The sequence below is a fragment of the Alphaproteobacteria bacterium genome, from assembly GCA_024244705.1.
Lineage (GTDB): Bacteria > Pseudomonadota > Alphaproteobacteria > JAAEOK01 > JAAEOK01 > JAAEOK01.
Map to the genome: position 1 here is coordinate 100,481 of JAAEOK010000073.1, position 23,780 is coordinate 124,260.

Genomic DNA, 23,780 nt, shown 5'->3' on the forward strand with positions numbered 1-23,780 from the left:
CCACCATACGGCGATTGAACCATGTTGATATTCATAGCCAAGCGCATCGCCCTGATGATCCTGACCATGATCGTCGTGTCGATCCTGGTTTTCTTGCTCCTCGAGGTCGACGTCACGAGCATTGCCCGGAAGGTCCTGGGACCCTATACGGCGCCGGAACAGCTCAATCTCTGGCTTGAGAAGAACGGATTCCTCGAACCCTTCTACGTCCGTTATTTCACCTGGTTGGGTGATTTCCTGTCGGGCGATTTCGGCGAATCGATCCGCTTCAAGGTTCCGGTCGCCGAAGTGATGTGGCCGCGGCTGCGTAACACGGCGGTGCTCGGCGGCCTAACCTATTTGTTCATGATCCCGTTGGCGCTCATCCTCGGCATCCTGGCCGGCATGAAAGAAGGCTCGGCACTCGACCGGACGATCTCGGTCGCCAGTATCGTCACCACCTCGGTCCCCGAATTCGCCAGTGCGGTGCTGTTTTCCGCGCTGTTCGTGTTCTACCTCGGCTGGCTGCCGGGAACCAGCGGCATGGTCGGCGGATGGGATTGGAAGCAGATGGTCCTGCCGGTGCTCGTGCTCACGGTCTATGGGTTCGGCTATGTCGCGCGCATGACCCGGGCATCGATGGCCGAGGTCATGCAGACCCATTACATCCGTACCGCGCGCCTCAAGGGCCTGCCCAATCGCGAAGTGATCATGAAGCACGCCTTGCGCAACGCGCTGATCGCGCCGTTCACGGTCATCATGCTGCAGATCAATTGGCTGCTGTCGGGCGTCATCGTGGTCGAATTCTTCTTCGCCTATAAGGGGTTCGGCGCCCTGCTTCTCGAGGCCTCGCTGAATTCCGACATCTTCGTCATCGAAGCCTGCGCCATGGTCGCCGTCTTTGTCGCCGTCACCACCCAGTTGATCGCGGATATCGGGTACACCTACCTGAACCCGCGCATCCGGTTCAAATAGGGGAGCTAGCGATGACCGATACCACGCTCCCCACCCCCACAATCGGCGGCGCCCTGCTGCGGGCGCTCAAATCCTTCGCCCTGCTGCGCGAAAGCTGGGTCGGCATGATCGGCGCCGGCATCGTCGCCTTTTGGGTCCTGGTCGCCATTTTCGCACCTCTTTTGGCGCCCTTCGATCCGCTCGCGACCCTGCAGCCCTTCGCCTGGCCGGGGACGGAATACACCAAGGGCGAGGGCACGTTCTGGCTCGGCACCGACCAGCTCGGGCGGGACATTCTGTCGCGTCTGATCTACGGCTCCCGCACGGTCCTGTTCTATGGTCCGTTGGCGACGATCTGCGCCTATGTCGTCGGCATCCTGATGGGCCTTATGGCGGGTTACCGGCGGGGATGGGTCGACGACGTGCTGTCGCGCATCGCCGATATTATCCTGTCGTTCCCGGTGCTGGTGCTCTACGTCGTCATCATCGCCACCATCGGCGCCTCCGGAATCAACATCATCATCGCCATCACCTTCGCCAGCGGACCCGGCATCATGCGTATCGTGCGCGGGCTGGTCCTCGATTTGCGCAACCGCGAATATGTCGCGGCGGCGCAAACGCGGGGTGAGACGCCGTGGCATATCATGCTGATCGAGATCCTGCCCAATGCGCGCGGACCGCTCATCGTCGATGCCTGCCTGCGCCTGGGCTACGTGATCATTACCATCGGCGTGCTCGGTTTTCTTGGTCTCGGCCTGCCGCCACCCCAGCCCGATTGGGGCGGCATGATCAACGAAACGCGGCAAATGGCGATGGCCTTTCCGTTCATGACCATTTTCCCATGCATCGCGATCTCTTCGCTGGTTCTCGGCTTCAATCTGCTCGCCGACGGCCTGCGCGAGATCTCGATCCGGGACTAGGAGGACTCCATGGTCGATCGCAGCGGACCCCCGATTCTCGATATCGAAGACCTGTGTATCTCCTACTACACGCGCGCCGGCGAAATCCCCGCCGTCGTCGATTTCTCACTCAAGATGTGGCCCGGCGAAAGCGTCGGCCTGGTCGGCGAATCGGGTTGCGGCAAGTCGACCGTGGCCATGGCGATCATGCAGTACATGGGATCGAACGGCGGCATCGTCGGCGGCACCATGAACTTCAAGGGCCGCGAGTTGACCGACATCAGCGGTGAAGAGCTGCGCAAGCTGCGTGGCTCCGAGATCGCCATGGTCTACCAGGAGCCGATGGCGGCGCTGAACCCGAGCCTGACCCTCGGCAATCAGCTGATGGAAGTCCCGATCGTCCACGAGGGCGTATCCAGGCAGGAAGCCTACCAGCGCGCGGTCGACATGCTGAGCAGCGTGCGCCTGCCCGACGCCGAACGCGTGATGGCGGCCTATCCGCACCAGATCTCGGGCGGCCAGCAACAGCGTGTGGTTATCGCGATGGCGCTGCTGTCCAGCCCCGCGCTGCTGCTGCTCGACGAGCCGACTACGGCACTCGATGTCACCGTCGAAGCCGGGATCGTCAAACTGATCGCCGAATTGGCCAGCGAGTTCAATACCGCGCTGCTCTATATCTCGCACAATCTCGGATTGATCCTCGAGACCTGCGACCGCGTCTGCGTCATGTATTCCGGCGAGGTGGTCGAGGAAGGGACCATCAATTCGGTCTTCACCTGGCCCAAGCACCCCTACACCCATGGCTTGTTCGGGTGCATCCCGCTGCCCCACGCCGACAAGAACGCGTCGCCCCTGGTGCCGATCCGGGGTCAATTGCCGCTGCCCCATCTCCGCCCCAAGGGGTGCAATTACGGCCCGAGGTGCGACTTCTTCGAGGCCGGAACCTGCGATGTCGGACAAGTCCCGTTCGAGGCCGTCGAAAGCGATTCCGCCGACCACACGCATAACATCCGCTGTATGCGCTATCGCGACATCGACCATACGGCGGCGATCCCCCACGGCATCGTGCGCGAAAAGATGGAAGTCGGCGAGACGGTTCTCGAAGTCGACGACATGAAAAAATACTACGAGATCCACGACCGCTCGATCGGTGCCATGATCTCGGGCCAAGGCGTGAAATACGTGAAGGCCAACGAGACGTTGAGTTTTTCCGCCAAGCGCGGCGAGATCGTCGCCATCGTCGGCGAATCGGGATGCGGCAAATCGACCTTTGCCAAGGTCCTGATGGGGCTCGAAAAGGTGACCGAGGGCCACATCAAATACGAAGGCGACGATATTGGCGACCTCGGCGTCGAAAAGCGAACGCCGGACCAGCTCGGCTCGCTGCAGATGGTGTTCCAGAACCCCAACGACACGCTCAATCCGAGCCACACCATCGGCGGCCAGATCACCCGCGTGATCCGCAAATTCGGTGTTACCAAGGACCGCGGCGAGGCCAACAACATCATGCTCAAGCTGCTCGACACGGTGAAGCTGCCGCGTGATTTCGCGATCCGCCGTCCGCGCCAGCTTTCCGGCGGGCAGAAGCAGCGCATCGGCATCGCGCGCGCCTTCGCCGGCAACCCCGACATGGTGATCGCCGACGAACCGGTCTCCGCGCTCGACGTCTCGGTGGCCGCCGCGGTGACCGAATTGCTGATGGACATCCAACGCGACAACCAGACCACGCTGCTGTTCATCAGCCATGACTTGTCCGTGGTCCGCTACCTTTCCGACCGCGTCGTCGTCATGTATCTCGGCCAGATCATGGAGAGCGGCACCACCGATGAAATTTTCTCGCCGCCCTATCACCCATATACGGAGGCGCTGTTGTCGGCGGTCCCGATCGCCGACCCCGAGGTGACCAAGCGTGAAATCGTTCTCGAAGGCGCCCTACCCAGCGTGCTCAATCCGCCCAAGGGCTGCCCGTTCACCACCCGCTGCCAGCACCGTATCGGCGAGATCTGCGACAACGAGCGGCCGCCGGTGCACAAGACCGCGACCGGCCACAGCATCGCCTGCCATATCCCGATCGAGGAGTTGGCCAAGGCCGAGCCGGTGATCAAGGTGCCGGACCGTGATATCCCGGTCGCGGCGGCGCCAGCGCCGGCGCCCGCGGAGTAGTCCCCGGGCTCATCGATGGCTGGTGGTTATCGGGGCGGCGTGATTTCGCCCCTGAGATCGCGCTGTATCTCCGCTCGAATGCGGGGCGGATCGAGGCCAAGCGCGAACAGGTAGCAGAGCTTGGCCAGCGCGGCCTCCACCGTCAGATCATGGCCGCCGACCACACCCGTCGAGCCAAGAACGGAACCGGCCTCATAGCCGCCGAGGTCGACCCGTCCCTTGACGCATTGGGTGACGGCGACGACGACGACCCCGCGCGCGCAGGCCTCGCGAAGGGCGTCGAGGAATCCGCCGTCGAGCGACGGCGCGGTACCCCTGCCGTAGGACCCCAGCACCAACCCCTTCAGCGGCGGCCGCAATATGTTGGCCACGACATCGCCGGTGATACCCGGAAAGAGGCGCATGGCGGCGACCGAGGCGTCGCCGCAATCCTGCACGCGGAAGGGCCGTCCGTCGGGTGTCCGCAAGTATTCCCGGGCGACGGCGATATCGACCCCGACCACACCCAGCGGCGGATGGTTCGGCGAATCGAAGGCGCCGAAGCCGGCGGAATCCATCTTGATCGCGCGGTTGCCGCGCAGCAGCTTGCCGTGGAAATAGAGGCAAACCTCGGCGATGTCGTAGGTCCCCGCGATGATCAGCGAGGTGATCAGGTTGTCGAGCGCATCGCTGCGCACCTCGCACAGCGGGATCTGTGAACCGGTCACGACGACGGGCTTGGTCAAGCCTTCGATCATGAAACTGAGCGCCGAGGCCGTATAGGCCATGGTGTCGGTGCCGTGGAGCACGACAAAACCGTCATAGCGGTCGTAGTTGGCCGCGATATCACCGGCAATCAGATTCCAACTCGACGGCGTCATATTGGAACTGTCGAGCAGGGTCTCGTATTCGTGGATGACAAAATCAGGAACGTCGTCGCTGCGCAATTGCGGCAATTCGCCCATCAGCTCTTCGAGATAGCCGGGTGCCGGCGCGTATCCCTGCGGCGTTCGTTTCATGCCGATGGTACCGCCGGTGTGGGCGACATAGACCGACGCCGCGCGGCGCCGCGCGGTGGACGATCCTTGGTCTTCGATCTCTGCCATCGGCAACTCCCGGTATTTTGGCGGCCGCCAGCGTCGAGACGCCTTAGCTCAGGATCATAGCGTGGACAGTGGGCCCGGTCGCTATTCGGTGTTGGTCTTGGCGTCGGCCAAGGCCTCGCGGATCGCGGCGCCATGGTCGATCACCTTGCCGATGCCGATCAGGGCGGCGCCGAGCAGCAGGATGATGGCGCTGTAGCCGATCACGCCGACGACCATCGACATCGGCTTGCGCAACGAAGCCGGGGCGGCGCGAATGGAGGCGATCGTCTTGACCATCACACCGGTCGAACCAGAGCAGAGCATCGGCTGGATATTGTTGGCCTCCAACTACGACGAGGTCTACAGCGCGGCCGAAGTGGCCGAGTTCACCGAACTGATCATCGGCCAGGACATCCGTATCGTCGAATCCCAGCGACCCAAGAGCCTGCCCCTGGACTCGGACGCCGAATTCCACTTGCGCTGTGACCGCACGTCGCTGCAGTACCGCAAATGGCTGGCGGATCTCGGTCTAACTTACGGCACGATCGCCGCCCATCACTGATCGCCGTAGCGATCCGTCCAGGCAGCGCAGGCAGCCTCGAAACAGGCGATCGGCGCGCGCAGGATCCCGGCCCCGATCTGGCCGCCGTCCTTGCCCGCCAGGCCGCCGTCGATCATCGGCGTGATGCCGGTGTCGACGACCTTGAAGATGTCGATGCCGGTCGGCGTGCCACGATAGCCGAGAAACGGGATCTGGAAGCAGTCGTTTTCGCCGACGGTGATGTCGTACATCTGCAGATTGTTGGCGACCATAGCCTCGGCGGAGCCGCCCTGGTAGGCCTGGAGCGCAAAAGCCGCGGCCTGCGCGAACCCGCCAAGCCCGACGGTTTCGGCGATCAGGCTCTCGCCGCCGATCCACTCAATATCGTCCGCGCTGTAGCCGTCGAACAGCTTGGCCTCGACCACCGCATGGGGGCCGTCGAACCAGCTTCCATCGAGGCCGCTGATGCGCAAGGCGAAGCCGCGGCAGCTGATCGTCATTGCGGTTACCACGCTCGACCCCTCGACGCCGTGGGCGGCATCGGCGATGGCCTTGGCGGCGGCCATCGACAGGCGCAGGAACGAATATTCGTTTTCGGTCAGGAATTCGTGGGTCTGCCGCACCCGCTCCGGCGCCGCGCCGTATTGCTCCATCAGAGAGGGCACAAGGGCGCGGGCGAAGAGCACGGTGGCAGCGGTGTTGCGGCTATGGAGCTCGTCGCCCATGTGGATGGCGCGCCGCATCATCGGTTTCAGGGGAACGCCGCCGGCGCACCGCACCGCTTCGCCGATCACCGGCGCGATCACCTCCTCGATCAATTTGAGGCCGTTGCGAACCTCATCGTCGTAGGCCCCGTAATTGAGCCGCCGCGGCGAGGCGCCCTCGTAGAAATTGCAGAATCCCTTGGTGCCGAAGACGGGATCCTCGACCACGAAGACGGGCATCGATGCGGTATAGATCCCCGCCACGGAACCGACGCAGCCGTGGTCATGGCACGCGCCGACGCGGATCTCTCCGCTTTCGAACTTGGCCGCGGCGTCCTCATCGCTGTTGGCGAGACCTTCGTAGATAGCGCCATAAATCAGCGAACGCCGCTGGCCACCGAGATATTGCCGCCACGGCATCGGCCGGCCGCTGGTCAGCACCAGATTGGGCGTCATGTCCGGCACGACTTCGCCCGCCGGACGGACGTCGACCAGTACCGGATCGCATGCGTTCATCCGGCGCAGGCTCTCGGCGTTGGCATCGTCTCGGCGTTGCGCCGCGTTCGCCATCGATCACCTCCCCGTCATTCCGTCGCGTAGGGCGACTCCCGTCGACTTACCAGATCTGCATGTAGCGCTTGCGTTCCCACTCACCGACGATGAGGCAATATTCCTCCCACTCCGCCCGCTTGTAGGCGGCAAAGGTCTTGTGGAAGGCGTCGCCAAGTACAGCGCGGGCCAAGTCGTCGGCGGCGAAAGCCTCGATCGCCTGACCCAACGTACGCGGCAAACGCCGGACACCCTTGTCGGCCAGTTCGTCTTCGCCGAACGCGTAGGTGTTGTAGTCGACCGGCTCGCCGGCATCGAGCCCGTCGCGAATCCCTTCGAGCCCGGCGGCGAGGGTGAGCGCGGCACCGAGATGGAAATTCACCGCACTGTCGGCATGGCGCAGTTCCAGGCAGCGACGGTTCATCGGCAGGCGGCAGACCAAGGTACGGTTGTTGTGGCCATAGGCCTCGTAGACCGGAGCCCAAGACATCTCGTTCATCAACCCGCGCGGATTGAGACGCTTGTAGGAATTGACCGTCGGACAGACGACCGCGGTGATCGCTCGCACGTGGCGAAGTACGCCGGCGGTGAATTGATAGGCGATGTCGCTGTAGCCGCGCCCGCCCGGGCTGCCGGCTGCGTCGAGCGCCTCGAACGCGTTGCGTCCGGCCGAGCGGTCGAACAGGCTCATATTGAAGTGGGCGCCGGAGCCGAAGGCTTCGGACCACGGCTTCGGCATGAAGGTCGCGATACAGCCGAGTTCGCGCGCGACATGCTTGGCCATCAGGCGAAACAGGACCATACGGTCGGCCATGGTCACGACATCGGTGTAGTCGAAATCGAACTCGTACTGGCCGTCGCCGCCTTCATGATCGAAGGAATAGACGTCCCAGCCGAGCTTGGTCATGTGATCGATCATCGGCTCCAGGAACGGGTCCGCCATCATCGTCGTTTCGAGGTCGTAGCCGCGGGTCGGCAGGTTGACCTCGTCCTCGGCGACGAACGGGCGCCAGCCGCGCTCTTCGTCGGCGCGCAAGACATAGACTTCCGGCTCGACGCCGAGATTGACGTCGAACCCCATCTCGGCGGCGGCGGCGACCTGCCGTTTGAGGACGGTACGCGAGCAGTGGCTATAGGGCTCGCCATGAAGCTGAAGGTCGGCGAACGCCAGCGCATACCGGCGATCCCAGGGCAGTATGACCGTCGTATCGAGATCGGGAACGCCGACGCACTCGTCTTCGTTCGGACCGAGCTCGCCCATCGCCTCGAGCGCGCCCACTGTATAGAGCTCGGATCCTTCGGCGGCATCGGCGAAATGGGCGAGTGGGACGCATTTCGACTTCGGCACGCCTAGTCCGTCGACATAGGCACCAAAGAAGTACCGCACGCCGTCGGTGCGCAGCTTTTGCTCAAGCTCCCGAATATCCGTCATACCCGCTTATCCCCCAAATACAGGCGTCCCATCGATGGCGCGCCGTAGCCGATAGTAGTGGATCATCGACGCGGCCATTGCGCTACGCAAGAGCGAAGCCGGGCGGCCGATGATCGTCGATTGTCCTCTTTGTGCTATCACCGATCTGACAAGCGCGACCGGTGAATTGCCGTTATCCGCCGTAAACCGCGACCGGCTCGCCCAGGACCTCCATTTCGGGTTCGATACCGAGACCCGGCAGAGACCCGGCAGACATGCGGCCGTTTTCGCGTTCCGGCGCGTTGCGGGCATTGCGCACCGTCACATAGCTGTTGAAATCAGTGGCGGAAAACCGGAACGGCTCGGGCGTCGAATGGGCGAGATGGGCGATCGCCGCGGTGACGATGTCGCCGCCCCAGCTGTCCTCGATGGTCATCGGTATGCCGAGCGAGACGCAGAGATCACGAATTTGACGGGCCTTGGTCAGCCCGCCGACTTTCGAGATCTTGAGGTTGATCACGTCCATCGCCCGGTCGGCGTGGGCGCGCAGGAGGATGTCGAGGCCGTCGATCGATTCGTCGAGGATGAAGGGCAACGACGTACGTTCGCGCACCGAGAGACACTTCTCATAGGACCGGCAGGGCTGCTCGATATAGACGTCGAGCCCGGCCACCGCATTGGCGACGCGGACGGCGTCGGGCGCCAACCAGCCGGTATTGGCGTCGGCGATCAAGGTGTCGCCGGCGGCGAGCACTTCGGCCACGGCGCGGATCCGCGCGATGTCGTCGAGCGGGTCGGCGCCCACCTTGAGTTGGAACTTGCGATAACCTTCGTCCCGGTAGCCGGCCACCTTGCGCGCCATGTCCTCGGACGATTCCTGGCTGATCGCCCGGTAGAGCGCGACCGCTTCGCCATAGCGCCCGCCGAGAAGGGTGCAGATCGGCTTGCCCGTATCCTGGCCGAGCAGGTCCCAGCACGCCATGTCGAGCGGCGACTTGGCATAGGGATGGCCGAGCAACGCTGTGTCCATGATGCCGTTGATGCGTCCGATTTCGGTCGGATCGTGATCGAGGAGGTGGGGAGCAATCTCGCCGATCGCCGCCCGCGCGCCGGGTCCAAAGGCCGGCAGATAGAACGGGCCGAGCGGACAAACCTCGCCGTAGCCGCGGCGGCCGTCGCTGGTCTCGATTTCGACCACGGTGCTGTCGAAGACCTCGACATACTTGCCGTCGGCCCAGGAATAGCGCCCTTCCTTCAGCGGCAATTCGACACGATAGACGCGGATCGCGGCAATCTTCATGGCAGCCCCTTCTTCAAGCTCCGTCGCCCCGAGAGAGCAACGCACGGCAATGCAGCCTAGGTGCCCCGACGTAGGATGCCAACTGCCGTCGGGCGAAACGAGGACAGTAGATGGCAAAGCTACTCAGGTGAATCACCGCGCCAAGAACCGCTCGACGGCCCGCCTATCACTCGGAAACGGGTCGCAAATAGGCAATGATCACATCCTGGGCGTGGCGCCGCCGCCGGTCGAGCCAGGCCGTATCGGTGAGATCGGTCTGGAACATGACCGACAGGGTGAACCGGTTCGAGATGTGGATGTAGCAGAGGGACAGCACGGTGATATACAGCTGTACCGGGTCGACCCCGGCGCGGAAGACGCCGGCATGCTCGCCGCGCACGAGAAGATCGCGAATCGCCTCGACCAGCGGCGGCGTCATCTGCGGCACCGCCTGCGATCTCTTCAAGTATCGCCCCTCGAGCAAATTCTCGTTCGACACCAATCCGATGAACTCGGGGTTCTCGGCGAGGTGCCAAAAGGTGAAATCGATCAGCCGAACCATGCCCTCGACCGGGGCCTGGTCGCGCAGGCTGAGCTTCTCTTCCTGGCTGCGGACACGCTGATAGACGCGCTCGAGGACGGCGAGATAGAGATCCTCCTTGTTGCCGAAGTAGTGATAGATCATGCGGATATTGGCGCCCGCCTGTTTGGCGATACGCTCGGTACGTGCCCCGTTGTAGCCATGAGCGCAAAACTCGGCGATACCGGCAGCGAGGATATTCTCCCGCGTCGCCGCCGCGTTCCGCTTGGGGGCGATGCGGCACTTGGACACGCGGCGTCCGGTCGGGACGGTGTGCGCCGCGGGTTTGGCCGCGACCATCTTGGATGTTTTCATCGCCGGATTGCCGCTCTTTGATGCCATACTGTCCTCGCCTCGGTGCTGTTCGCTTGACACTCGCCGCCTTTTGTAAAAATATTATTACTTAGCGAATTTCATGGTCGCAAGGAACAATAAATTTCCACACAGGGAGAGAACATCATGCCGTATCGAAAAGTCTTAGGAGAATCACGGCGTCGCCTGATGTTGGCCGCCGCAAGTCTTGCATTGGGCGCATTCGTCGTCCACCCGGCCACTGCCGCCGACCCGGTCAAGATCGGACTCGTCGCCGCCTTGTCCGGGCCATCGGCGCAATCGGGCGAAGCGATCACCCGCGGCCTCACGGTCGCGATGGACGAGATCAATGGCGCCGGCGGAATCTTGGGCGGTCGCATGATCGAGCTGATCCGCCGCGACGACGAGTCCAATCCGCCCAAGGGCGTCATCGCCGCCCGCGAGCTGATCTTCAAGGAGAAGGTCGCGGCCTTCTTCGGCGGCATCGATTCGCCGGTTTCGCTGGCCATCGTTCCGCTGGCCAATAAGTCGAAGGTGCCGTTCATGGGCGACTGGGCTGCCGCCACACCGATCACCCGCAATGGCGCCGACCCCAACTACGTCTTCCGCGTGTCGGCCGTCGACGCCATCGTCGACATCAAGCTCCTGCAATATGCCGACGCCACATTCGGCGCCAAGAAGGTCGGCCTCATGCTGATCAACAATCCGTGGGGCGAATCGAACGAGAAAGGCCTGAAGGCCGCCGATGCGAGCAACAACAGCGTCGAGATTGTCGGCGTCGAGAAGTTCGAGAACAACGACGTCGACATGGTGCCCCAACTGACCCGCCTCAAGGACGCGGGCGCCGAGGCGATCATTCTCGTCACCAATGCCCCGCCCGGCGCACAAATGATGAAGTCGCGCGAGCGCATGGGCTGGAACGTACCGGTGGTCTCCCACTGGGGCATCTCGGGCGGTCGGTTCCCCGAGCTTGCCGGCCCGACCGCGGGCGATGCCCATTTCGTCCAGACCTACAGCTTTTACGGTGACCAGGGCGACACCGGCAAACGCGTGCTGCAGGCCTTGATCGACAAGTTTCCCGAGATCAAGGGAGCGGACGATATTTTTTCGCCGGTCGGTACCGCGAACGCCTACGACGCCATGCACATCCTCGCCCGGGCGATCAACCAGGCCGGAAGCACGGACGGCGATGCCATCCGCGAGGCGTTGGAAAACATGGATTCGTATGCCGGTCTGATCAAAGTGTACGACCCGCCGTTTTCCAAGGACAATCATGATGCGTTGAACGAGAACGACTACATCATGGTTCGTTTCGAGGGCACCACGATCACGCCGGTCGAGTAGTACCGCGGTGAAGCGGGCGGCTCGGCCCCTGAAAGGGGATTTGGGCCGCCCGGTCGCCGGCTGCGGCCGGCGCCGGATAGCGGCCTAATGCGGCACGGTTCCATGGCGCCGTGCGATCCCGAACGATGCTGATACCATCCGCCATCATCACTGGATTCGGCCTCGGCAGCATGTATGGGCTGCTGGCGCTCGGTTTCTACGTCACCTACGCGGTTTCCAACACGGTGAATTTCGCCCAGGGCAGCGCGATGATGCTCGGCGCCGTGCTGACCTTCAGCTTCGCCGTGACCTTCGGCTGGCCGATGTGGCTGGCCGTCATCTTCGCGCTCATCCTGTGCGCCATGTGGGGCATTGTCGTCGAGCGGGTCGGCGTCCGCCCGTTCGTGAAGCGCGGCTCCGACGCTTGGTTGATGGCCACGGTCGCCATCGGCATTATCCTCGAGAACGTCGTCCTGTTTACCTTCGGCAAGGACCCGAGGGGCATGCCGCCGTCGCCGCTGACGACGGAATATTTTTACATCGCGGACCTCAAGGTACAGCCGCTGCAAGTCATGATCCCGGTGGTCGGTCTTGGCATCGCGGTCGCGCTTCACTTTTTCTCGCACCGGACCAAGCACGGCAAGGCACTGCTCGCGGTTGTACAGAATCCGGATGCGGCGCGCCTCATGGGCATCAATGTCACCGCCGCCGTCATCACGACATTCGCGCTCTCCGGCCTGTTCGCGGGCATCGCCGGAGTCTTGATCGCGCCGCTGTTCATCATTTCTTCGACCATGGGCACGCTGTTCGGGATCAAGGCGTTCGCAGTGGCGATCCTGGGCGGCATCACCAACGCCTGGGGGGTCATGGTCGCCGGCCTCGTCTACGGCATGGTCGAGGCGTTGATCACCGCCGTGCTGGGTTCAACCTATACCCAGATCGTCACCTTCGCGCTGATCATTGTGGCGCTGGCGCTACGCCCCCATGGCCTGTTTGGCCGCGCCGCGGTGAAGAAGGTATGAAAGCGCTCTACCGCCTTTGCCTGCTGGTCGCGATCGCCGCCACGGCGGCCGCGATATTCGCTGCCGACGGTTACCAGGTCTACATCATCGTGCTCGTCGGCCTGACCGCGATGGTCGGCGTCGGCCTCAATATCCTGCTCGGCCTGACCGGACAGATTTCCCTCGGCCACGTCGGTTTTTACGCGATCGGGGCCTATACCGGCGCCATCCTGACCACCACCTACGCGTGGAGCTTCTGGCTCGCTCTGCCGCTCGCCGGTATCGTCGCCGGCGCCGCCGGGACATTGCTGGCGATCCCCGCGCTCCGTGTGCGGGGGCCTTATCTGGCGATGATCACCATCGCCTTCGCCTTTGTCGTCGAACAGGGTGCGGCCGAATGGAAGGACGTCACCGGCGGCTGGAACGGTATCATGTTCATCCCCATGCCCGACGCCTTCGGCCACGAATTCGTCGAACGGGATATCGCGCTGCTGGTGCTGGCGCTCACGGTCGTCAGCGTGTTTCTGTTTGCCCGCCTGCGCCCCAGCACATGGGGAATGGCGATGCGGGCGGTCCGCGATTCCGAGACCGCGGGACAGTCACTCGGCCTGAATCCGGTCGCGATCCGCACCGTTGCCTTTACCCTGTCGGCGGTCATCGCCGGCGTCGCGGGCGCCGTGTTCGCGTCGATCACCGCCTTCATCAGCCCCGAATCGTTTCCCTTCCTGCAATCGATCCTGTTCCTGCTGGTCGCCATCATCGGCGGCATCGGGACCGTTCTCGGGCCGGTCGCCGGGGCGCTCGTTGTCGTTCTGGTGCCCGAGTTCCTGTCGTTCCTGGCGGAGTACCGCTTGCTGTTCGTCGGCATCCTGCTGCTGGTCGTCCTTTTGGCCGCGCCGCGTGGCATCGTCGGCGAGATCGAGCGACGCCTGAGGCGCACCGATCCGAGGCCGGCCGAAGCCGGTGACATCGATATCGCCGCATTCCTGTCCGAGGGTCGCAGCGACGATGCGCTCCTGGTCGACGACCTGTGCATTTCGTTCGGCGGTGTCGCCGCCGTCGACGATGTCAGTTTCGCCGCTCGGTCCGGACAGGTGACCAGCATCATCGGACCCAACGGTGCCGGCAAGACCACCGTCCTCAACCTGATCGGCGGCTTCTACAAGCCCGATTCGGGAATTGTCAGGCTCGGCGACCGAAACGTCGCCGGGCAGGCGTCGCACATCATCGCCCGGGCCGGTATCGCGCGCACCTATCAGACGACGCAATTGTTCGAGAACATTTCCGTCCTCGAAAATCTCGAGATCGCGCTCCGTAGGGGCAACCTCGGATCGATAACCAGGGCACTCTTCGGCGGCGTCGGCGGCGACGACAGCGGACGCGGATTGGCCGAAGCGTTGCTGGTCTTCGTCGGCTATACGGGGCCGGTCGAGCAGACCGCCGGCGCGTTGCCCCATATCGACAAGCGATTGGTCGAAATCGCCCGCGCGCTTGCCATCCGCCCCCAGGTCCTGCTGCTCGACGAGCCGGCGGCCGGCCTCGGCCGCAACGACACGGAGGGTCTGGGTCACCTACTGCGCCGCATCGCCGATACCGGGGTCACGGTCATCATCGTCGAGCACGACATGTCCCTGGTGATGGGCATCTCCGATCACATCTACGTTCTCGATGCCGGCCGGCGGATCGCCGACGGATCGCCGGCCGAGGTCCGCGCCAATGCCGACGTCCGCAAAGCCTATCTCGGCGATAGCGACTTTGCCGGCCGAGGACGCCCCGAAGCGTGGCAACCCAGCGACCAACCGGTGCTCGAGATCGAGGCGTTGACCGCCGGCTACGGCGCGGCGCCGGTGCTCCAGGCCGTCGATCTGTCGGTCCGAAGCGGCGAGATGGTGGCCGTCCTGGGCGCCAACGGCGCCGGCAAGTCGACGCTGATGCGCACGGTGACGGGACTTCACCGGCCCGAACAGGGCAATGTACTTCTGCTCGGCCGCGACATCACCAAATTCACCGCCAACCGCATCGCCGGCGAAGGCCTGATCCTGGTCCCGGAAGGGCGCCAGGTCTTTCCGGAATTCAGCGTCGTCGACAATATCCGGCTCGGTGCTTATGCGCGGAGCGACTTCGACGACGGGATCGAGGTCGAAGCGATGCTCGACCGATTCCCCAAGCTACGCGAACGGGCGGGAAGCCGAGCCGGATTGCTGTCCGGCGGCGAGCAACAGATGCTCGCCATCGCCCGCGGCCTCGTTGCCAAACCGACGATTCTCCTGCTCGACGAGCCATCGCTCGGCCTCGCGCCGACCCTGATCAACGAATTGTTCGAGGTCTTGGCGGAGCTGCGCGACGAGGGCATCACAATTCTGCTGGTCGATCAAATGGCGGGTCTCGCCCTGTCGGTTGCCGATCGGGGGTATATTCTCGAATCGGGGCGCATCGTTCATCAGGGCACCACGGACGAAATTCGCGACGACCCGGCGCTCGAACAAGCCTATCTCGGCGAGGCCGGCATATCGGGTCAAAACCAAGCATCGCCGGCACCGACCGGCGGAATGGAGTAAGCCATGGATCTAATCTTGCGAAACGCGCGGGTTGCCGTAGTCAATGACGGCAACCCCGTCGACATCGGCATCGATGGCGGCAGGATCGCCGTCATCGAGCCCCACTTGATCGCCGAAGGCGAAGAGCTCGACGTTGGCGGTCGGTTGGTCGGCCCGGGGTTCATCGAGACCCACATCCATCTCGATAAGTCCTGCATCCTCGAACGCTGCAAATCGGAAAAGGGACACCTCGACGAGGCAATCGAACAAGTCGCGCTCGCGAAAAAGGGCTTCACCGCCGAGGATTGCCACGACCGCGCCGTGCGTACGCTGGAAAAAAGCCTGCTCCACGGCACCACCCATATGCGGACCCATCTAGAGGTCGATCCGGTCGTCGGCCTGCGTAGTCTCGAGGGCCTAATGCCGCTGATCGATGAATACAAATGGGCGATCGACCTGGAGATCTGCGTCTTCCCCCAAGAGGGCCTGCTCAACAATCCGGGCACCGACGAGTTGATGGTCGAATCGCTGAAGCGCGGCTGCCGCGTCGTCGGGGCCGCGCCCTATACCGACAGTGACCCCAGGGGGCAGATCGATCGTGTGTTCGAGATGGCGCGCGAGTTCGACGTCGACATCGACATGCATCTGGATTTCGGCCCCACTCATGACGAGCTGGACATCCCCTATGTCTGCGAGTTGACCGACAAGTTCGACTATGGCGGGCGGGTCGCGGTCGGCCATGTCACCAAGCTGTCGACGATGCCGCCGGAGAAGTTTCAACGGCTTCTGAAGCCGCTGGCCGATTCTGGCGTCGCCGTCACCGTGTTGCCGTCGACCGATCTTTTTCTCATGGGCCGGCACATGGATCACAACATCATGCGCGGCGTCGTCCCAGTCCACACCATGCTGGATTCGGGCGTCAATTGCTCCCTGTCCTCGAACAACGTGCTGAACCCGTTCACCCCGTTCGGCGACTGCTCGCTGATCCGAATGGCCAATCTCTATGCGAATATCTGCCATGTCGGGAAACGCGATGATGTGCTCGAGTGCTTCAATATGGTGACCGAGCGTTCCGCCCGATTGATCCGCCTCGACGATTATGGCGTCGCGGTGGGCAATTCGGCCGACATGGTCGTCCACGACTGCACCGACGCGGCGACCGCGGTGGCCGAACTCATACCGCCGATCTACGGCTTCAAGCGGGGCCGGCGGACATTTACCCGCGAGCCGGCGGCACTGCACCGGCCCCATTGAATGGCGGTTGGGCTCGAGATCGCAGGCAGCCAAATGGACGATCCCCACGGCGCGTTCTGCCGCGGCACCGATGTCGCCCTCGATGGCGCAGCGGAGGGCCCGCTCAAGGGTCTGCGATTCGGCGTCAAGGACATCATCGACATTGCCGGTCACCGAACCGGGTTCGGCAATCCGACCTGGCTGCAGACCCATTCCGAAGCCACGCATACCGCCTCGGCGGTGCAGCGCCTGTTGGATGCCGGCGCCGATATGGTCGGCAAGACCCTGACCGACGAGATGGCCTACAGCCTGACCGGCGAGAACAAGCATTACGGCACGCCGCTCAACCCGGCGGCGCCGGACCGGATCCCCGGCGGTTCGTCCAACGGCTCGGCATCGGCGGTCGCGACGGAACTGGTCGACTTCGCGCTCGGCACCGATTGCGGCGGATCGGTCCGGCTGCCGGCGAGCTATTGCGGCATACTCGGCATGCGCCCGACACTGGAACGGATCGCCACCGACGGGATTATCCCGTTCAGTGCCAGTTTCGACGTGGTCGGGTGGTTTGCGCGCGAGGGTGACCTGTTCGACCGCGTCGGCCGCGTGCTGTTGGCCGAAAATGGGCCGGCACCGGCGCCTCGGCGCCTGCGGGTGGCCGAGGATGCCTTCTCTCTCGTCGATCCGGACGTGCGCGACGCGCTGGCACCCGCCGTCGAGCGGGTTGCCGCCACGATCGGCGCGGCCGATCGCATAACCGTCAGCGAGGACGGTTTGGCGCAATGGTTCGAGGTGTTTCGCGTCATCCAGGCGTCCGAGGTTTGGGCCAACCATGGCTCGTGGATCGAATCCGCCAAACCCGATTTGGGTCGCGGTGTTCGCGAGCGTATGGAATGGGCCAGCAAGGTCGACCGCGACGTGGTGGCGCGGTGCCGGCGCGACCACGACCGTATTCGCGCCCGTCTCGCCGCTGTGCTGGAGGATGGCGACGTCATCTGCATGCCGACCTCGCCGCGCGTCGCACCGCTCAAGAACACGCCGACCGACGATGTCGAGGTCCGGTTTCGCCACCACGCGATGTGCCTGTTGTGCGTCTCGGGGCTCGGCGGGCTGCCGCAGATCAGCCTCCCGCTGGCGCGCTTGGGAGGGCTTCCGCTGGGCCTGTCGATTATTGCCCGGCCCGGCGCCGATCTCATGCTGCTCGGCCTGGCGAAGCAAATCATGGCCGGCGCGGGTGCGGCCTGAACGGATGGTTATTGTGCCGCCGCCGGCCACGGTGACGTATAGTCAACGCATGGCAAATGGGGCGGACAAAGAATGCTGGGATTGAGATGAGCGACGCCGAGGGATCCAACAACATCGCGAGCCTGCTGCGTGACAAACCCCATGTCGTCAATGTGGGTCTGTCGTTTTTTGCGGATGATCTGAAAAACCAGGGCATTGCCGTGATCGATATCGACTGGTCGCCACCGGCCGGCGGCGACCCGGTGTTGGCCGACCTGCTGTCCAAGCTGGGCACCTGAGGAAGGCGGCCAAAACCTTGGAGAAGATCGAACAAGCCAATCAGGAGGCGGTCCGCCGCATGCTGGCGGCCGATCCGGTCCTGGTCGACGTGGTTCCGGCACGCGAAGCGATCCCGACCTTAGGCGATCACATGATCCTCCATGCCGGCCCGCCCATCGAATGGGACCGGATGTGCGGCCCGATGCGCGGTGCGGTGACCGGGATCGCCGTCTTCGAGGGCTGGGCCGACGAACTCGAGACGGCCGCGTCAATGGCGGCGGCCGGAGATTTCGCGTTCCACCCCAACCACGATTTCGATGCCGTCGGCCCGATGACCGGCATGACGACTCTGAACCAGCCGGTCATGGTGGTCGAGAACCGGGCCTTCGGCAATCGCGCCTACTGCACGATCAACGAGGGGCTGGGCAAGGTCATGCGGTTCGGCGGCAACGACGACGAGGTCCTGAACCGCCTGCGCTGGCTGCGGGACGTGCTCGGCCCGGCGTTGAAGGCGGCGATCCTCGATTGCGGCGGTATTCCGCTCAAGAACATCGTCGCCCGCGGCTTGGCCATGGGCGATGAGATGCACCAGCGCAACGTCGCCTGTTCCGGGCTCACGCTGCGCGAATTGGCGCCACCGCTGGCCCGTACGCTGCGTGACGGCGACAAGCTGGCAGAGACCCTCGCCTTCATCGGTGGCAACGACCAGTTCTTTCTCAATATCGCGATGGCCATGGGCAAGGCGATCACGGATCCGGTCCGCGATATCGACGGATCGAGTGTCGTCACCGCGATGTGCCGCAACGGAACCGATTTCGGCATCCGCGTCAGCGGCACCGGCGATAGTTGGTTCACGGCCCCGGTCGAGATGCCGGAAGGGCTGTATTTTCCGGGCTTTACGGAAGCCGATGCCAACCCCGACATGGGCGATTCGACAATTGTCGAGACCATGGGACTCGGCGGTTTCGCGATGGGTGCGTCACCGGCAGTGGCGGGGTTCGTCGGCGCCGGCGCGGCCTCGGACGCGGCCAACTTTACCCGAAACATGTCGGAGATCACGGTCGCCGAAAACCCGGAATGGACAATCCCGGCCATGGACTATGCGGGCGTGCCGACCGGCATCGATATTCGCCTGGTCGTCGATACCGACATGGCGCCGACGATCAATACCGGGATCGCCCACAAGGACGCCGGCGTCGGTCAGGTCGGCGCCGGCGTGGTCCGCGCGCCAATGGCCTGCTTCAAGCAGGCACTGGTCGCGCTGGCGGATCGGCTGGGTGTCGCATGAGCGCGGTGATCCACAACGAGATCCGCCGCGGCGTCTATCTCGATTCGGTGGCCTTGATGCGCTTTTCTCGAGAAATCGCCGGCCTGCCGGGTATCGAAGAGGCGGCGCTGATGATGGGGACACCGGCCAACAAGCGGATCATGGCCGATGCCAATCTGTTGACCGAGGACGGCGATACGGCGGAAGGCGGCGATCTGATCATCGGCATCCGCGCCGCCACCGCCGCCGCCGCCACCGCGGCCAAAGTCGAAGCTGCCCGGTTGCTCGAACGTCCGACAGGGATGAGCGAAGCCGGCGAGAGCTGGCGGCCGCGCTCGCTGCGCGCAGCGGTCAAGGCGGCCCCGGACTCGAATATCGCGCTGATCTCGGTGCCCGGTGATTTCGCCGCCGCCGAGGGCCGCAAGGCATTGCGGCGCGGCCTCCATGTCATGATGTTCAGCGATAACGTCGCCATCGCCGACGAGGCCGCGCTCAAGCAAGAAGCCCAAGCGCTCGGCCTGTTGTTCATGGGTCCCGATTGCGGCACCTCGATCATCAACGGCGCCGCGCTCGGATTCGCCAACAAACTGCCGCGCGGCGATATCGGCATCGTTGGCGCATCGGGGACCGGCATTCAGGAGGTCTCCTGCCTCATCGCCCGAGGCGGCGGGGGCATTTCCCACGCCATCGGCGTCGGCGGCCGCGACCTCAAGGAGGACGTCGGCGGCATCACCACCCTGATGGCGCTCGACTTGCTCGATGCCGATCCGGAGACCAGGCATATCGTCCTGATATCGAAGCCCCCCGCGGCGGCGGTGGCGAAACGGGTGACGGATCGAATCGCCGGCAGCGACAAGACCTTCACCCTGTGCTTCATCGGCGGCGACGAATCGGAGGCGCCGGCCAACGCGGCGGTGGCGCTGACGCTGAAGGCCGGCGCGACCCATGCGCTCGGCAACAAGAGCGCCAGCACGCTGCTCGACGTGCCGCGCGATATCGCGCACGCGCCGGCGTCGCGGTGGCGGGTCCACGGATTATTCGCCGGTGGCACGCTATGCGCGGAGGCTCAGGTCGTTTTCCGCATGGCCGGGGAGGCGATCGAGTCGAACGCGCCGATACCCGGCGTGCCGACCCTCGCCGGCGAGGAACCCGCGCATCCGTTGATCGACCTCGGCGACGATGAATATACCCGTGGCAAACCGCACCCGATGATCGACCCATCGGTGCGCGACGACGCCCTCGCGACCGCGCTCGCCGACCCGGAAGCGGCGGTGATCCTGCTCGATCTGGTCCTGGGTTATGGCGCTCATACCGATCCTGCCGGTCACCTCGCCGCCACCCTGGCCTCGCACGCCGGGCAGAAATGGCCAATCGTCGTAGCATCGGTCACCGGCACCGATGGCGATCCGCAGGGATTGACTTTGCAGATCGCGAAACTCGAAGCCGCAGGCGTTCACGTCGCGCCATCCAACGCCGATGCCGCCGCATTTGCATTGGCTTGTACCCGGGGCGAGGCCTGAGGAGGCGGGGAACATGGCACCCAACGTCGAAATCCCCGGCCGGTTGCTTGTCGCCATTGGCGGCAACGCGACCCATCCCGAGAACATCGAAGGCACATCCGCCGAACAGGAGGCGATCGCCGCCAAGACCGCGCAGTCACTGCTGCCCCTCACCCTGCTCGACAACGAGTTGGTCGTGACCCACGGCAATGGCCCGGTCGTCGGCAAGATTCTGATGCGTCAGGTGCTGACCCGCGACCGCGTGGCGCCGATGTCGCTCGACATCTGTGTCGCCCACAGCCAGGGCGGCATCGCCTATCTCTTGATGCAGGCGATGGAGAACGCGCTCCGTGACGCGGACAGCGACCGTCATGTCGCCTGCCTGCTAACCCAAGTCGAGGTCGACCCCGACGACCCAGCGTTCGACAACCCGACGAAACCGGTCGGACCGTTCTTCGGCGAGGATGAGTGGGAGGCTGTCAGCAAGGAGCTCGGCTGGCCGATGATGGAGGATTCCGGCCGCGGTTGGCGCCACGTCGTGCCGTCGCCGAAGCCGCGTCACGTCTGCGACATCTCCCTGGTCCAGGTGCTCGCGCGCCGCGGGACCGTGGTCATCGCCGGCGGCGGTGGCGGTATCCCGGTCATCCGCGGTCCGAAGGGCGTCCGCCATGGAGTCGCCGCGGTCATCGACAAGGACCTGACCTCGGCTCATATGGCGAATGTTCTGGGCATGGAAACCTTGATGATCCTGACCGCCGTCTCGAAGGTCGCCATCCACTACGGGACACCCCAGCAACGCGATCTCGAAACGGTGACCCTGCGCGAGCTGCGGGCGCTCGACGCCGAGGGCCACTTCCCCTCGGGCAGCATGGGTCCCAAGATCGAAGCAGCGGTCCGCTTCCTCGAAGGCGGCGGCGAGCGCGTCATCATCGGCCATCTCGAGGAAGCCATGTCCGCCCTGCACGGCGAGACCGGAACGCACGTCGTCGCCGACGACGAATAGGCAGAAGGTGTCCCATCACTTCCGACTGCTGAGTTGCGGCACCATCGGCGGACGTGTCCTGCGCGCCGGCACGACCGGCACCGTCGCCGCCGTCTTTTCCAGCAGTTTCTATCTCGAATCGGAGGGAAGGTTCGTCTGTATCGGCACCGAGACGCTCGGCCTCGGCCCCCTCAATGCGATCTGCGACGCACCCGGCAAGACGGATTGGCTGGCCAGCGGGCTCCGCGACGGAACCCCGTTCATCGCGATCGACCGGAGCGTTCGTATCCGCGGCAGCTTCGCCTTCGAGACCGCTGCCATGGAAAGCTGGCATCCGCGACCCTATCCCGAGGCGCCCCACCCCGCCGACCTGAGGCGGAATTTGCAGGAATTGCGGCGCGTCATGGCCGCCCGCCTGCCCGACCAAGGCCTCGCGCATTGCGTCCTCGGCGGCCAAAACCGCCGCCCGACGACACCCTTGGCGAAGGCTGCCCGCGGCCCCATCGAAGAGCTTCGGACTTGGCTCGAAATGGCACTCGCGAGAAGTCCCAATCATGACCCTTACCCGCCGCCGGCGATGGACGCCTTGGCCGGGCTCGGGCCCGGATTGACGCCCTCGGGTGACGATTTCCTCGGCGGGACGATATTGGCTCTCGATGCGGTCGGCGCGGACGCAGCCCGGACTCGCCTGGCAGCCAGTGCCTGTGACGACGTGCACCGGGCCGGCAACCGGATCAGCACCGCCCACGTGAGGGCAGCCGCCGAAGGCTATGGCAGCGCCGCCATTCACGAATTACTGGGGGAACTCCGGGCCGGCCGTACGGTTACCTATCCCGAACGCCTCGACGCCATCGACCGCATCGGCCATTGCTCGGGCTGGGATACCTTGTGCGGAGTCATCACCGCGTTGGACGCCGTTGTCGCCGTCTCGGAGCGCGACGGGATTCCGGCGCGCCCCGCCAGCACCCCGCCAATAGTCAGGCCCTGACCCGTTCCTTCTTCGGATCGTAAAGGGGAAACGGTACCACCCGCGCCGGCAAGCGTTTCTGTTGACCGTCGAGCTTACCGACCTCGACCTCTGTCCCGACGTCGCCATGCTCGACCGCGATCCGGCACAAAGCGATGTTCTTGGCCAGAATCGGCGACCGCGTTGCGCTGGTAACGGTGCCGACCTGGAGCCGTCCGACATGAACGCAATCGCCGTGGGCGGCCGGCTCTCCGCCTTCGAGTTCGAGGCCGACGAGGCGCCGCTGCGGATGGTCCTTGCGCTTGAGCAAGGCGTCGCGGCCGATGGAATCCTCGTTCTTGGATTTGAGCGGCACGGTAAATCCGATCCCCGCCTCGAACGGGTCGATCTGGTCGTCATACTCGGAGCCGGGCGGTATTAGTCCGGCTTCGATCCGCAACATGTCCAGAGTCTCGAAACCCAGCCATCGGCGCCGAAGGCGATCAATTCGCACGGTTGCAGACCCTCGGCGTCAATCACCTGCAGCCTGTCGTTCCCGGCCAAGTGGACGGCGAGGGCAGAACCGCCGCGAACCCGATAGCGCTCCTGCCCCGGAATCGGCGGCCGGATTCCGGGACGGAGGTTCGTCCGGCGTTCGCAAAGGCGGCGGCGGGCACATTCATCGCCACCCCGCCCCTGGCGGTTGGGAAAACCGAATCAGACCAATTATGAGCCAATTCGACACGACCGTCTCAGTTTGATACGCAGCACAAATCTGACGTTTTCAGCTACTCGCAAGGCAGCAGCGATCGCCCTGCCCTGTCAAAGCGGTATCCAATTAACAGGTTCGGTACTATTTGGTAGCATTTGGTTGAACCTCTTCCGCACGCGGTCTAGACTTGCTCGCAACGGTCGAAGGCAACGACCCCCATTCCAACCTTGGCCGGTCGGCCGTTACCCGATTCCTTGTTTCCGTTGGGCCCGTCAATCATAGATACACAAATCTCGGAGCCGGACAATCCATGCCCATCCTGTCGGTCGAATCCCTGAAAATGCA

General features: G+C 64.2%; 21 protein-coding genes. 14 read left to right on the forward strand and 7 right to left on the reverse strand.

The genetic code is table 11. The features are described 5' to 3' along the window. Window positions 1–21 precede the first annotated feature (21 nt). From GY791_12450 to GY791_12460, 3 genes are read left to right on the forward strand one after another with little or no spacing between them, the layout of a single operon-like run. Window positions 22–954: an ABC transporter permease gene (locus tag GY791_12450; protein MCP4329236.1), complete on the forward strand. Its 933-nt coding sequence runs from the start codon at window positions 22–24 to the stop codon at window positions 952–954. 11 nt (window positions 955–965) lie between these two features. Beyond that, entirely contained in the window at window positions 966–1,853 is an 888-nt protein-coding gene (locus GY791_12455) for an ABC transporter permease (protein ID MCP4329237.1), read from the forward strand. Window positions 1,854–1,862: 9 nt separating this feature from the next. Continuing rightward, the gene (locus tag GY791_12460) at window positions 1,863–3,995 is read left to right on the forward strand and encodes an ABC transporter ATP-binding protein (protein MCP4329238.1); all 2,133 of its coding nucleotides are present in this window, start codon (window positions 1,863–1,865) and stop codon (window positions 3,993–3,995) included. 26 nt (window positions 3,996–4,021) lie between these two features. Here the strand turns inward: GY791_12460 and ansA are convergent, their stop codons facing one another. Together ansA and GY791_12470 are read right to left on the reverse strand one after the other, a co-directional pair. Then, on the reverse strand, window positions 4,022–5,080 hold the full coding sequence (ansA, locus tag GY791_12465) for an asparaginase (protein ID MCP4329239.1): 1,059 nt from the start codon (window positions 5,078–5,080) through the stop codon (window positions 4,022–4,024). 81 nt (window positions 5,081–5,161) lie between these two features. Next, on the reverse strand, window positions 5,162–5,356 hold the full coding sequence (locus GY791_12470) for a hypothetical protein (GenBank protein MCP4329240.1): 195 nt from the start codon (window positions 5,354–5,356) through the stop codon (window positions 5,162–5,164). Here GY791_12470 and GY791_12475 point away from each other — a divergent pair. Further along, entirely contained in the window at window positions 5,349–5,621 is a 273-nt protein-coding gene (locus GY791_12475) for a hypothetical protein (GenBank protein ID MCP4329241.1), read from the forward strand. The genes GY791_12470 and GY791_12475 overlap by 8 nt on opposite strands. On the opposite strand, the gene GY791_12480 is transcribed toward GY791_12475, so the two are convergent. From GY791_12480 to GY791_12495, 4 genes are all read right to left on the reverse strand, one after another. Next, complete coding sequence (locus tag GY791_12480) at window positions 5,615–6,874, reverse strand: DUF1116 domain-containing protein (protein ID MCP4329242.1); 1,260 nt, start codon at window positions 6,872–6,874, stop codon at window positions 5,615–5,617. The two genes, GY791_12475 and GY791_12480, sit on opposite strands and share 7 nt — an antisense overlap. 46 nt (window positions 6,875–6,920) lie before the next feature. Continuing rightward, a complete protein-coding gene (locus tag GY791_12485) occupies window positions 6,921–8,285 on the reverse strand; it encodes a hypothetical protein (protein ID MCP4329243.1) in 1,365 nt (454 codons plus the stop codon). Between the two features lie 172 nt (window positions 8,286–8,457). After that, a complete protein-coding gene (locus GY791_12490) occupies window positions 8,458–9,564 on the reverse strand; it encodes a mandelate racemase/muconate lactonizing enzyme family protein (GenBank protein MCP4329244.1) in 1,107 nt (368 codons plus the stop codon). A 166-nt stretch (window positions 9,565–9,730) separates the two neighbouring features. After that, window positions 9,731–10,465 carry a TetR/AcrR family transcriptional regulator gene (locus GY791_12495; protein MCP4329245.1) on the reverse strand — a complete coding sequence of 245 codons (735 nt, stop codon included), beginning with the start codon at window positions 10,463–10,465 and terminating at the stop codon, window positions 9,731–9,733. Window positions 10,466–10,582: 117 nt separating this feature from the next. Between GY791_12495 and GY791_12500 the strand changes: the two genes are divergently transcribed. The 10 genes from GY791_12500 (at window position 10,583) to GY791_12545 (ending at window position 22,765) form a co-directional block, all read left to right on the forward strand. Further along, complete coding sequence (locus GY791_12500; GenBank protein ID MCP4329246.1) at window positions 10,583–11,779, forward strand: ABC transporter substrate-binding protein; 1,197 nt, start codon at window positions 10,583–10,585, stop codon at window positions 11,777–11,779. 125 nt (window positions 11,780–11,904) lie between these two features. Then, window positions 11,905–12,780, forward strand: coding sequence for a branched-chain amino acid ABC transporter permease (locus GY791_12505; protein ID MCP4329247.1), 876 nt, complete (start codon window positions 11,905–11,907; stop codon window positions 12,778–12,780). Next, entirely contained in the window at window positions 12,777–15,317 is a 2,541-nt protein-coding gene (locus GY791_12510; protein ID MCP4329248.1) for an ATP-binding cassette domain-containing protein, read from the forward strand. Before GY791_12505 ends, GY791_12510 begins: the two co-directional genes overlap by 4 nt. Before the next feature lie 3 nt (window positions 15,318–15,320). After that, entirely contained in the window at window positions 15,321–16,550 is a 1,230-nt protein-coding gene (locus GY791_12515; GenBank protein ID MCP4329249.1) for an amidohydrolase family protein, read from the forward strand. A gap of 33 nt (window positions 16,551–16,583) precedes the next feature. Beyond that, window positions 16,584–17,771 carry an amidase gene (locus GY791_12520; protein ID MCP4329250.1) on the forward strand — a complete coding sequence of 396 codons (1,188 nt, stop codon included), beginning with the start codon at window positions 16,584–16,586 and terminating at the stop codon, window positions 17,769–17,771. Window positions 17,772–17,857: 86 nt separating this feature from the next. After that, window positions 17,858–18,049 carry a hypothetical protein gene (locus GY791_12525; protein ID MCP4329251.1) on the forward strand — a complete coding sequence of 64 codons (192 nt, stop codon included), beginning with the start codon at window positions 17,858–17,860 and terminating at the stop codon, window positions 18,047–18,049. A gap of 17 nt (window positions 18,050–18,066) precedes the next feature. Continuing rightward, a complete protein-coding gene (locus GY791_12530) occupies window positions 18,067–19,317 on the forward strand; it encodes a DUF1116 domain-containing protein (protein MCP4329252.1) in 1,251 nt (416 codons plus the stop codon). After that, window positions 19,314–20,816: an acyl-CoA synthetase FdrA gene (fdrA, locus tag GY791_12535; GenBank protein MCP4329253.1), complete on the forward strand. Its 1,503-nt coding sequence runs from the start codon at window positions 19,314–19,316 to the stop codon at window positions 20,814–20,816. The genes GY791_12530 and fdrA overlap by 4 nt, the downstream gene beginning before the upstream one ends. Window positions 20,817–20,829: 13 nt before the next feature. Beyond that, window positions 20,830–21,798, forward strand: a complete 969-nt coding sequence (locus GY791_12540) for a carbamate kinase (GenBank protein MCP4329254.1) — start codon at window positions 20,830–20,832, stop codon at window positions 21,796–21,798. A gap of 7 nt (window positions 21,799–21,805) precedes the next feature. Next, the gene (locus GY791_12545; GenBank protein ID MCP4329255.1) at window positions 21,806–22,765 is read left to right on the forward strand and encodes a DUF2877 domain-containing protein; all 960 of its coding nucleotides are present in this window, start codon (window positions 21,806–21,808) and stop codon (window positions 22,763–22,765) included. Here GY791_12545 and GY791_12550 read toward each other — a convergent pair. Then, window positions 22,755–23,186: an aminomethyl transferase family protein gene (locus GY791_12550; protein MCP4329256.1), complete on the reverse strand. Its 432-nt coding sequence runs from the start codon at window positions 23,184–23,186 to the stop codon at window positions 22,755–22,757. The genes GY791_12545 and GY791_12550 overlap by 11 nt on opposite strands. Window positions 23,187–23,780: the final 594 nt, after the last annotated feature.